The 9,955-nt window shown below is 33.3% G+C and carries 13 protein-coding genes and 1 tRNA gene; 12 read left to right on the top strand and 2 right to left on the bottom strand.

The genetic code is table 11. The features are described 5' to 3' along the window. Positions 1 to 131: 131 nt before the first annotated feature. Positions 132 to 204: transfer RNA gene (locus tag L950_RS12955), tRNA-Ile, on the bottom strand. 152 nt (positions 205 to 356) lie between these two features. Between L950_RS12955 and L950_RS12950 the strand changes: the two genes are divergently transcribed. The 10 genes from L950_RS12950 to L950_RS12915 all read left to right on the top strand — a co-directional run bounded on the left by L950_RS12950 (position 357) and on the right by L950_RS12915 (position 7,682). Then, entirely contained in the window at positions 357 to 929 is a 573-nt protein-coding gene (locus tag L950_RS12950; protein WP_021190400.1) for an HAD-IA family hydrolase, read from the top strand. An 88-nt stretch (positions 930 to 1,017) separates the two neighbouring features. Continuing rightward, positions 1,018 to 1,212, top strand: a complete 195-nt coding sequence (rpsU, locus tag L950_RS12945; protein WP_021190399.1) for a 30S ribosomal protein S21 — start codon at positions 1,018 to 1,020, stop codon at positions 1,210 to 1,212. 92 nt (positions 1,213 to 1,304) lie between these two features. Continuing rightward, positions 1,305 to 2,183: a tyrosine-type recombinase/integrase gene (locus L950_RS12940; RefSeq protein ID WP_021190398.1), complete on the top strand. Its 879-nt coding sequence runs from the start codon at positions 1,305 to 1,307 to the stop codon at positions 2,181 to 2,183. 14 nt (positions 2,184 to 2,197) lie between these two features. Next, positions 2,198 to 2,542 (top strand): ribosome hibernation-promoting factor, HPF/YfiA family, encoded by a 345-nt coding sequence (gene hpf, locus L950_RS12935; protein WP_021190397.1) that lies wholly within the window; start codon positions 2,198 to 2,200, stop codon positions 2,540 to 2,542. A gap of 196 nt (positions 2,543 to 2,738) precedes the next feature. Beyond that, positions 2,739 to 3,113 carry a DUF6686 family protein gene (locus L950_RS12930; protein WP_021190396.1) on the top strand — a complete coding sequence of 125 codons (375 nt, stop codon included), beginning with the start codon at positions 2,739 to 2,741 and terminating at the stop codon, positions 3,111 to 3,113. Positions 3,114 to 3,294: 181 nt separating this feature from the next. After that, positions 3,295 to 3,822, top strand: coding sequence for a ferritin (locus tag L950_RS12925; protein WP_021190395.1), 528 nt, complete (start codon positions 3,295 to 3,297; stop codon positions 3,820 to 3,822). A 140-nt stretch (positions 3,823 to 3,962) separates the two neighbouring features. Further along, entirely contained in the window at positions 3,963 to 5,672 is a 1,710-nt protein-coding gene (locus tag L950_RS33180) for a TonB-dependent receptor (RefSeq protein WP_231577239.1), read from the top strand. Continuing rightward, entirely contained in the window at positions 5,669 to 6,715 is a 1,047-nt protein-coding gene (locus L950_RS33175) for an outer membrane beta-barrel protein (RefSeq protein WP_231577238.1), read from the top strand. The genes L950_RS33180 and L950_RS33175 overlap by 4 nt, the downstream gene beginning before the upstream one ends. Then, entirely contained in the window at positions 6,715 to 7,053 is a 339-nt protein-coding gene (locus L950_RS33170; protein ID WP_231577237.1) for an alcohol dehydrogenase catalytic domain-containing protein, read from the top strand. The genes L950_RS33175 and L950_RS33170 overlap by 1 nt, the downstream gene beginning before the upstream one ends. Then, positions 6,951 to 7,682, top strand: a complete 732-nt coding sequence (locus tag L950_RS12915) for an NAD(P)H-quinone oxidoreductase (protein ID WP_231577236.1) — start codon at positions 6,951 to 6,953, stop codon at positions 7,680 to 7,682. The genes L950_RS33170 and L950_RS12915 overlap by 103 nt, the downstream gene beginning before the upstream one ends. On the opposite strand, the gene L950_RS12910 is transcribed toward L950_RS12915, so the two are convergent. Then, positions 7,679 to 8,551: an AraC family transcriptional regulator gene (locus tag L950_RS12910; protein ID WP_021190394.1), complete on the bottom strand. Its 873-nt coding sequence runs from the start codon at positions 8,549 to 8,551 to the stop codon at positions 7,679 to 7,681. The genes L950_RS12915 and L950_RS12910 overlap by 4 nt on opposite strands. A gap of 141 nt (positions 8,552 to 8,692) precedes the next feature. Here L950_RS12910 and L950_RS36525 point away from each other — a divergent pair, with 141 nt between their 5' ends. Together L950_RS36525 and L950_RS36520 are read left to right on the top strand one after the other, a co-directional pair. Next, positions 8,693 to 9,478 carry an MFS transporter gene (locus L950_RS36525; RefSeq protein WP_316930632.1) on the top strand — a complete coding sequence of 262 codons (786 nt, stop codon included), beginning with the start codon at positions 8,693 to 8,695 and terminating at the stop codon, positions 9,476 to 9,478. After that, positions 9,459 to 9,947, top strand: a complete 489-nt coding sequence (locus L950_RS36520; protein WP_316930631.1) for a hypothetical protein — start codon at positions 9,459 to 9,461, stop codon at positions 9,945 to 9,947. The genes L950_RS36525 and L950_RS36520 overlap by 20 nt, the downstream gene beginning before the upstream one ends. The last annotated feature ends 8 nt before the right edge of the window (positions 9,948 to 9,955 follow it).

Here is a 9,955-nt window from a genome sequence, read left to right as displayed (position 1 = left end):
TTTATTCAACATATCTAATTTTACTCAATATTTTTTGATAACAATCTTAGTCCTGTATATTTGCTTTTAGAGAAATGAGATGAATAGGTTGAACAGAAAAAGCCTCACTAAAAGTAAGGCTTTCTAAGCAGTGCTCCCAACTGGGCTCGAACCAGTGACCAAAGATTATGAGTCTTCTACTCTAACCAACTGAGCTATAGGAGCGGTTATTATATTTTGTCAAAATGTAACGTTTACCGCGTTTTGACGATGCAAATATTGATATTTGTATTGATATTTCAAAATAAAAAGATGAAAAAAATTAAAAATATTATCCTCGATTATGGAGATGTGATCTTTATGATCGACTTTTGAGGATGGAGTCTGCCTTTAGTGAGTTGGGAATCAAAAATGTACGAGATTATTATGGTCACCGAGCACAAACAAAACTTTTTGATGATTTTGAACAAGGAAAAATTCCCGCAAAAGCATTTCGAGATGGAATTCGTGAAATTTCCGGTATATATTCTTTGACGGATACACAAATAGATGCTGCATGGAATGCCATGTTAATTGGTGTGATGGATGGAAATCATGAATTATTGCTCGATCTTAAAAATGAATATCGATTATTTTTATTGAGCAATAATAACGAAATTCATTATGGTTGGATTATGGATTATTTAAAAAATAATTTTGACCTCGATGATAATACAGCTTTTTTTGAAAAAGACTATTATTCACATTTAATGGGTATGCGTAAACCCAATATTGAGATTTTCCAATTTGTATTAAAGGAAAATGGTTTGGTCCCCGATGAGACGGTTTTTATAGATGACAGTCCACAGCATTTAAAGACTGCGAGTGAATTGGGATTAAAAACTTATTTGCTCACTAAACCTGATACCTTATATGATTTAATTTATCGTGAAGGCTTATTGAAAAATTAGTGAGATTCTTTTTGTATATCTCAATCATAATTGTACCTTTGCATCACTTTAAAAATTAAAAGGCTACGAAAGGAGGTATATACAGAGCATGATTATCGTAAATGTAAAAGAAGGAGAATCTTTAGATAGAGCATTAAAACGTTTCAAGAAGAAATTCGAAAAAACAGGAGTTTTAAGAGAACTACGTTCTCGTCAAGCTTATGAAAAGAGATCTGTAACTCGTCGTATTCAAGTTAAGAAAGCGATCTACAAACAAGGATTAAACCAAGAGGTTTCAATCTAAGGTTTCTAAAAAGATATAAAAAAGGGAAAAGTTTACTTTTCCCTTTTTTTATGCGCTTTAATTCGGTAAATTAGTTACAAATAGAATGGATTATGTATATAAAAGAGTTTGAACGGTATCTTCAATATGAAAGGCGCTACTCTAAACACACTTTAATAGCTTATTTACATGAAATTAGTCTGTTTTTAGTGTTTCTAGAGAATGAACATCTTCCATTCGAAGAGGTTGGCCATCGTGATATGCGTCATTATTTCGCCATGATGACAGAAGCGAATAAATCGGCTACGACAGTGAATCGAAGCATCTCGGCATTACGGACTTATTATAAGTTCTTACAGCGAGAGGATATTGTGAAAGATAATCCGATACAAGTGAAAGCTCTGAAAATGCCTAAGAAGTTACCAGTGGTAGTTGAGAAGGATAAATTGATGTTGTTGCTGGACCACTTAGAAGAGAACGTGCATGATTTTGAAAGTCGTCGAAATAAATTGGTGATGGAACTTTTATTTGGTACAGGTATTCGACTTGCAGAATTATTACAAATTCAGGATAGAGATATTGATTATTATAACAAAAATATTCTTATATTCGGTAAAAGGAGTAAGGAAAGGTTAGTTCCTATTAATGGGACATTAATAAAAGAGCTACAGCTTTATTTACACGCTAAAAGTTTATACATTGAAAATAATAAATCAAGTTTCTTAATCGTTACTAAAGAGGGAAAACCGGCCTACGAGAAATTGATCTATAGAATTGTGCATAAATGTCTGTCGATGGTTTCTTCACAACAGAAGAGAAGTCCGCATATTTTGCGACATACTTTCGCGACAGCATTATTGGACAATGGTGCAGATCTTAATGCAATAAAGGAGCTCCTCGGGCATGCGGGGCTTGCGGCAACACAAGTCTACACGCATAATTCTGCGGAGCGGTTAAAGTCTATTTATAAACAAGCTCATCCAAAAGCTTAAAAAAAGGAGGAAAAATGAACATTACTGTGCAATCAATTAAATTTAATGCTGATCAAAAGCTAATTGAGTTTATCCGAAGAAAAACAGGTAAATTGAATCAGTTTTTAGACTCAATCATTGGTGGAGAATGCTATTTACGTTTAGAAAATGTAGATGATGAATCTAATAAGGTATCGGAAATTAAAATAAATATACCAGGGAGTCAACTTTTTGCAAAAGGACAAGCTAAGAGTTTTGAAGAAGCAACTGATATTGCAGTAGAATCCTTAAGGAGACAGATTAATAAACATAAGACCAAAACTAAAACACAGGCCAGTAATCATAAAGAGATCTTGACGACTGAAGAAGAAGAATATTAGTATATAATAGTTTAATAAATGAAAGACTAATCATTATGATTAGTCTTTTTTTGTGTAAAACAAGGAGTTAACAATGCGCATCTGGGCTTCTTTTTATGCTAAAGACAACTATTTATAATTGTTCAAAATAATTTAAAACTTACTTGGATTGATTATAAATAATGATTATTTTTGCTTCATCATAATGAATTAAGAAATGTCAAACAAAATCTGTCCATTAACAAATGTAGAAGAGGTCTTTAAAACTGAAACTGGTGCCATATATCAGTGTAGTCGTAAAAACTGCTATTGGATGGAATTTGCGGGTTCAACGACATCTTTTTCGGTGTCAGACTTTTTTAAATTTAAGAAATCAATAGATAATATTGATGTCGAGAAAATGCTAACAGACACTGCACGTTCTGCGGATTTTACATTGGTAATGCCTTTTCGAACAGAACGTTGCTTTCTCCTGGCAGTTCAAGATGTTTTGAATTTAAGAGATTTGTTAGATGGAGCTAAATTTATGATCGAATTAAATAGTATTGTTAAGGCTTGTTTACGTAGTTCTCAGATTACTGTGTTAGCTTAATTTTCCATTCTTTGTAATTATACTGATTCTAAACAGTTTAACCTTTTTTCCGCTAATTTAGACTGAATTCGTATTGCAAATTTTTTATACAAAAATCTGTAATGTCCCCTATATTTGTAGTGTTCAAGTAAGTCAAGTATTTGAAACTTGATTATTATAATTAGTATTAAAACTTACAGATATGAAAGATTTATTAAAATTAAAATCTTCTTTAACAGAAGAGATCGAAAATATATTAAATGCTCAAATTAAAGTTGAAGCACATTCTTCTTCACTATACTTAGCGATGTCATCTTGGTGTGATGATCAAGGTTTGGAGAATGCAGCAGATTTTTTTGCTAAACAGTCCAATGAAGAGCGTGAGCATATGTTGAAAATCTTCAATTATATTAACAATAGAGGCGGTCGTGCTATTTCACCAGAAGTAACAGGTATTCCTTCAGATTTTGATTCATTCCGTGGGATTTTCGAATCAGCATTGGAACAAGAGATGTTCGTTACTGAACAATTTAACAACATCGCAGACAAATGTATGAAAGCTAAAGATTACGTAACATTTAACTTTTTACAATGGTTCTTAGCAGAGCAAGTTGAAGAGGAATTTGTTGCGAGAAGAATCTTAGAATTATTTGATGTAATTGGAGAAGATGGTACTGGACGTTGGGAAATTGATAAACACTTACTTAAAGTTACTTTTGCTGGTGAATAATTAATTTATTCTTATAAATAAAATGAAAGGCGACTTATTTCAAATAAGCCGCCTTTTTTATATACAACTATTCATTATTTTGCGTTATGGTTGTGTAAATTATTATGTATATTGAGATACAAATAGAATAAGTTGTTTTGATGTCGGATAAATTCGAAATATCAGGAAATACTCATAGGGTCATCTTTCTTATCGTCTTCTTTTTTGTTGTGGGTAATGCACAAGCCCAACTCCAGAAAAAGGAGGTGTACGGATTTGTTGTGGATATCGATGGGCAACCGCTTGCTGGCGTCAATGTGCGTCTGACAACTTCTTTGGATACCGTCATGGCAATTTCTTCCAAAACAGGTTTCTACAAATTTTACCAAATTAAAGGAAGTAATATCCGTTTAAACTACAGTTCTTTAGGCTTACAGATTGTTGATCGTTCTTACCCTCAGTATAATACAACAGATCGTGTTATTGCGGAGACTGTTGTTTTAAAACCACAGGTTTCAGTGCTCAAAGAAATTGTTATTAAGAAATATAAACCAATCGTCTTCAAAGAGGATACGGTTCAATTTAATATGGGAGCTTTCCAGTTTGATCGACGCACACTGCTGGAGGATGCGCTTAAACAATTACCGAACTTCCAGGTTTCTCGTGATGGCTCTGTATATGCTTTTGGTAAACCGATTACTTCTGTACAAGTAGATGGTAAAAAATTCTTTGGAGGAGATGTGCTTACCGCTACTCGAAATCTTCCTGCGGATTTTATTAAAAATATTCAGGTTATTGATTTTTTCGGAGATGAAGCAAGTGCTAAGGGAACAAAAACTGGTGAGTCTGAGAAAATTCTAAATATTGTTTTGAAAGATGACAAGAAAAAAATAAGTTTTGGACAGGTTACAGGTGGTTTAGGTGATCAAGAACGATACCTCGCGAGTGCAGGCCTCAATAAATTCAATGATGGTCAGGAACTATCTTTTGTAGGATCTGTTAATAATACAAATACGAATCTTTTTTCTTTCGGTTCTCCAAATGGAGGAGGTTCCAGGGATCGTGTAATGGGCGAATTGGCAGACTTTGCCGACCCTACTGATGGTTTTAATGCTATTGGGTCCTTGGGAACAAGTTTTTCCACTAATTTGAATGATAAAATTAGTGCTTTTGGACGTTACAGCTATACAAATACAAAGAATACGACGAGGGGGAATTCCTATCTACAGTCTGTATATGGTAATAACATTATAACCAACCAAGAGGATTATGTAACAAAGACTGTTGATAATGCGCATCATATGAATTGGGGGTTTGATATAAAATTATCTGATTCAGATCTTTTAAAAATATCTCCAACTTTTTCATGGAATAAATCGAAAGGTAATGAATCTAGAGATCGATATATTAAGAATAGACAGATCACAAACGATGGGGAATATGCTTCTGACAACAGTAGTACGAGTCCAAATGCTGAAGTAGACATCTTATATGCCAAAAGTTTTAAGAAGCCAGGACGGAAATTAGTGTACAATTTACATCTGGGATATAATTCAGTCGATAAAAAAGAGGATATAGTTGACCGGAATAAGATTATAGATAGTGCGTTTAATCAAGTGCAAATTAAGGATAGTTTCTTAAATCAATTTGTGAAAAGTGAAAACAAAAATCAAGATATTAAAAGTTCGCTATCTATTATAGAGCCAGTGGACAAGGGCGGAGTATTAGAATTGAATTATGACTTTAGTTACACCTCAATTGATGCAAGGCGGTTAGTTCATGAACGAAATAATGAATTGGTAGATTTTGGTCGAGTTGATTCTCTTAGTTTAAGTTACGATTATGCTTTTTCATCCAATAGAGTTGCATGAAATATCAACAGGATATATTCAATAAATTTAAATATAATATCGGATTTGCGGTTCAACCAACAGAACTTAAAGGTTTTTCTAAAGATAAATCAATTCAAACATCTTATAGTAATGTAAATCTTATACCAGCAGCGGGGGTCAAATGGAAATTTAATGAGAATTCTGATTTGTCAATTGATTACTTAGGTAAAAATAATCAACCTAATTTCTATCAGATTCAGCCAATATTGGATAATACAAATTCACAAAATATTATACAAGGAAATCCAGAATTACAAGCAGAATTCGCTAACCGTATCTTGGCTAAATATCGAAAATCAATTGTAAAAAGGGGACAATATTTTGAAAGTAGTATTGCTTATAATTTTATTTCAAATAAAATTGTCTCTAATCGGACTACTATTCCTAATTCAACAATACAAAAAACTACCTTCTTAAATACATCGGGTTATTATGATATCAAGGCATACTACTTATTTACTGCAGCTTTGTTTAACGATAATATACAGATGAGTTTGAATGGCAATGCTGATTTTTATAATAATGTCACTTACATTAATGACATTCGTAATGACGGTGGACATTTTTTATATTCGCAGTCTCTACAATTCAGGTACATGTTTAATGATGTATTTGAAGCTGAACTTAATGGAAATTACGCATTAAACAAAGCTACCTATAAACGACCTTATAATGATCAAATTGTGGCGCATACCGGTGTGCTTGGTTTGGGATCCAAATATTATGTGAGCGCGCATGGATCTTTTGGTGTAGAGGTATCGCAAAGGTTAAATTCGGGATATTCATCATCATCATGGACAAATATAAATCCCACAATTATTAATGCATATTTTGAATATACTTTTATGCGTAATAATTTAGCAATGTTACGGATTCAGGGCTTTGATTTACTAAATCAAAATTCAGGTATTACCAGAGATGTAATAGGAAATGATATATTTGACGTTCAAAATGAAAGGTTATCTCGCTATTTTATGGTCTCTTTAAATTTCCGTTTACAAAAATATCCTAAAAAATCATAATGAAAGCAGTTGTTATAACAAAATTTGGTGGACCTGAAGTTTTGAAGATAAAGGAGGTGGATACACCAACTTGTACTGGGCATCAAGTGTTGATTGCTGTAAAAGCAGCAGGTATGAATAGGCCAGATGTGTTTCAGCGGAAGGGAAATTATGCGGCCCCTGAAGGTGCCCCCGCTGATATTCCTGGTCTTGAGATTTCGGGAGAAATTGTATCCATTGGTGAGTTGGTAGATGAATGGAAATTGGTGATCAGGTCTGTGCTCTTTTATCTGGTGGAGGATACGCAGAATATGTCGCTGTTGATCAGGGACAGTGCCTGCTTATACCTAAAGGATTGACTTATGAAGAAGCTGCCGCTTTACCAGAAACATTGTTTACCGTGTACCACAATGTCTTTCAAAGAGGGGAACTAAAATATGGCAATAGCTTTTTAGTTCATGGTGGAAGTGGAGGTATTGGATCAATGGCAATTCAGTTAGCAAAGCTTGCAGGAGCAAAAGTGTATACAACAGTGGGATCGGGTGACAAAGCTACTTACTGTAAAGAATTGGGAGCGTCAGTGATCATTAATTATAAGGAGCAGGACTTTATGGAGATTATTGGAGACAATAAAATTGATGTTATACTTGACAGTATAGGAGGCGATTATTTTGCAAAGAACCTTGAAGTATTGAAACCGGATGGTCATCTGATCTACATTAACGCAATGAAAGGTGCTAAAGTAGAATTAAATCTTTTTAAATTGATGCAAAAACGAATCTACCTATCAGGTAGTCTTTTAAGAAGTAGATCTATTTTATTTAAAAAAAATGTGCGCGATGACATAAATAAACAGATCTTACCTCTAATCAAACCAGGTGTTTTTAAAGCAAATATTTACAAGACCTTTCAATTGGAAGAGGCTTCTGCTGCCCATGCATTGTTAGATTCTGGTGACTTTACAGGAAAGCTTGTCTTTGTTCTTTAAAATAGATGTGCAATTCCTTTTTGATATTGTAATGGAGTAAATCCTGTCGCTTCTTTGAAATATTTGTGAAAACTGACAAAGTTTTGAAAACCACATTCGAAGCAAATTTGTTTCACATTATATTTACGTTCTGCTAACAATTTACAGGCATGCCCAATACGTATTTCGATAAGATATTGAAATAGAGTTTTTCCAGATTTAGCTTTAAAGTAGCGACAAAACGAGTTTGTAGTCATTCCAGTTAATGTCGCAATATCTTCTAACTTGATTTGTGATTTGTAATTTTGTGTAATATAATCCATGATAACAGTCATTCTTCTGAAATCTAGATCTTGACTGTCAATCGGATAATTTTCACTGGACAACAAAGTATAGGCTTCAGATTCTGCTATTAAAGTTAAGACTTCTATTAGTGCTATTATTTTAGTTGAGTTGTTATTGTTTAAAACCTTTTCTATTAGAGATTTAGCTAATTGCAAAATTGATTTATTTAACTGAATTCCCCTTTTAGATTTTTTTAATAAATTCTTTAATTTGTAATTTTCCGGCAGATTAAAGAAAGCGTCGCCAAGAAAATTTTCTTTAAAATGGGAAACTCTAATGTCCGCAGGTTCGGGACAGTTATCATCTAAATAGCAGGAGTCAAATAGCCAATAATGAGGTAAGTTAGATCCAACCAATACAATATCACCATTTGTAAAATTTTTAATACTGTCACCAATAAATTGGGTTCCCGATCCCTTTCCGAAATGAATTAATTCAAGCTCTTCATGGTAGTGCCAAATATTATGATTTTGTGGAATAATATCGTTCCTCACGCTGAATGACTGTACGTTACTATTATTGACTTTTAGTAGTTGTGGTTTCATTTATTAATAAATATATGCACTATATTTTACAGTTCTACTATTTTGAATGGTAATATAGCGTAATAATTGGGTAAAATACTTAAATTTTCTTTCATTAATTATTCCTTATTTTACATAAACCAATGATAAATTATATTTTATATGTCAGTTAGTAAAAATAATAAATTAGCGATTGTACTCGTAACATCCCTCTTTTTCTTTTGGGGCTTTGTTCATAATTTGGACCCTATTTTAATTCCGCATCTTCGTAATGCATTTAGTCTAACGCATTTACAGGCTTCTTTAGTGGATTCAGCTGTTTTTATTGCTTATTTTTTACTAGCAATTCCGGCCGGTATGATCATGAAAAAATATGGTTATAAATCGGGTATTTTAATAGGTCTGACAATTTTTGCTATTGGTTGTTTTTTATTTATACCAGCAGCTAATCAGATTAGTTATGTATTCTTTTTAACGGCTTTATTTGTTGTGGCTTGTGGTTTAACTATTTTGGAAACTGCGGCAAATCCCTATGTTACGGTATTAGGTGACCCCAGTAAAGCAACGCAGCGATTGAATTTTGCCCAATCCTTTAATGGACTGGCAGCATTTATAGCTCCAATCTTAGGCGGAAAATTTATTTTAGCAGAACAACCAAAATCTGATACTGAGATTGCCGCCATGAGCGAACAGGTTAAATTAGCCTATATGCAGGCAGAGACTGCAACTGTAAAAGCGCCTTATATGATTTTAGGCTTAATTATATTGATTGTTGCCGCAATTCTTTTTTTACTAAACTTCCTGATATTAAAGATGATGAAGGCGAACAAAAGGCTGGTTTCTTTCATGCATTTAAGCATAAAATGTAAAGTGGGGAGTAATCGGACAGTTTTTTTATGTGGGAGCACAGGTGTGTGTGTTGAGTTTTATGGTACTTTATGCCACTGAGGTTGCTGGAATCACTCCCTTAAATGCTTCCAAATATGCTAGTTTTGCAGGTTTAGCTTTTATGTTAGGTCGTTTTGTTGGAACATTTTTTATGAAATTTATACAGCCGCTAACTTTGCTGATGATTTATTCAATCATTTGTATTGCATTGTCATTTATTGTGATATACGGAAGTGGTACAATAACAGTTTATGCATTAATTGCAGTAGCATTTTTTATGTCTATTATGTTTCCCACAATATTTGCGGTCGGAGTTGAGGGAATTGGGGCAGATACGAAATCAGCTTCAAGTTTAATCATTATGTCGATTGTAGGTGGAGCGGTTTTGCCACCTTTATTGGGATTGATTTCAGATAAAACTGGTAATCTTCAATTGGGCTACTGGGTACCGATGATCTGTTTTGTAGTAGTGCTTTTATTTTCTTTAGCTAATAAAAATAATTTAAAGACACAATCTTCTCACGAATAATAATTGTA

The sequence above is a fragment of the Sphingobacterium sp. IITKGP-BTPF85 genome, from assembly GCF_001006065.1.
GTDB lineage: Bacteria > Bacteroidota > Bacteroidia > Sphingobacteriales > Sphingobacteriaceae > Sphingobacterium > Sphingobacterium anhuiense.
The sequence above is the reverse complement of the archived record's forward strand: the minus strand, read 5'-3'. Positions and strand labels throughout refer to the sequence as shown.

Coding starts and splice junctions, on each gene's coding strand:
- L950_RS12950 (WP_021190400.1), top strand. CDS start 357: ATGGAGTCTGCCTTTAGTGAGTTGGGAATCAAAAATGTACGAGATTAT.
- rpsU (WP_021190399.1), top strand. CDS start 1,018: ATGATTATCGTAAATGTAAAAGAAGGAGAATCTTTAGATAGAGCATTA.
- L950_RS12940 (WP_021190398.1), top strand. CDS start 1,305: ATGTATATAAAAGAGTTTGAACGGTATCTTCAATATGAAAGGCGCTAC.
- hpf (WP_021190397.1), top strand. CDS start 2,198: ATGAACATTACTGTGCAATCAATTAAATTTAATGCTGATCAAAAGCTA.
- L950_RS12930 (WP_021190396.1), top strand. CDS start 2,739: ATGTCAAACAAAATCTGTCCATTAACAAATGTAGAAGAGGTCTTTAAA.
- L950_RS12925 (WP_021190395.1), top strand. CDS start 3,295: ATGAAAGATTTATTAAAATTAAAATCTTCTTTAACAGAAGAGATCGAA.
- L950_RS33180 (WP_231577239.1), top strand. CDS start 3,963: ATGTCGGATAAATTCGAAATATCAGGAAATACTCATAGGGTCATCTTT.
- L950_RS33175 (WP_231577238.1), top strand. CDS start 5,669: ATGAAATATCAACAGGATATATTCAATAAATTTAAATATAATATCGGA.
- L950_RS33170 (WP_231577237.1), top strand. CDS start 6,715: ATGAAAGCAGTTGTTATAACAAAATTTGGTGGACCTGAAGTTTTGAAG.
- L950_RS12915 (WP_231577236.1), top strand. CDS start 6,951: ATGGAAATTGGTGATCAGGTCTGTGCTCTTTTATCTGGTGGAGGATAC.
- L950_RS12910 (WP_021190394.1), bottom strand. CDS start 8,551: ATGAAACCACAACTACTAAAAGTCAATAATAGTAACGTACAGTCATTC.
- L950_RS36525 (WP_316930632.1), top strand. CDS start 8,693: ATGTCAGTTAGTAAAAATAATAAATTAGCGATTGTACTCGTAACATCC.
- L950_RS36520 (WP_316930631.1), top strand. CDS start 9,459: ATGGTACTTTATGCCACTGAGGTTGCTGGAATCACTCCCTTAAATGCT.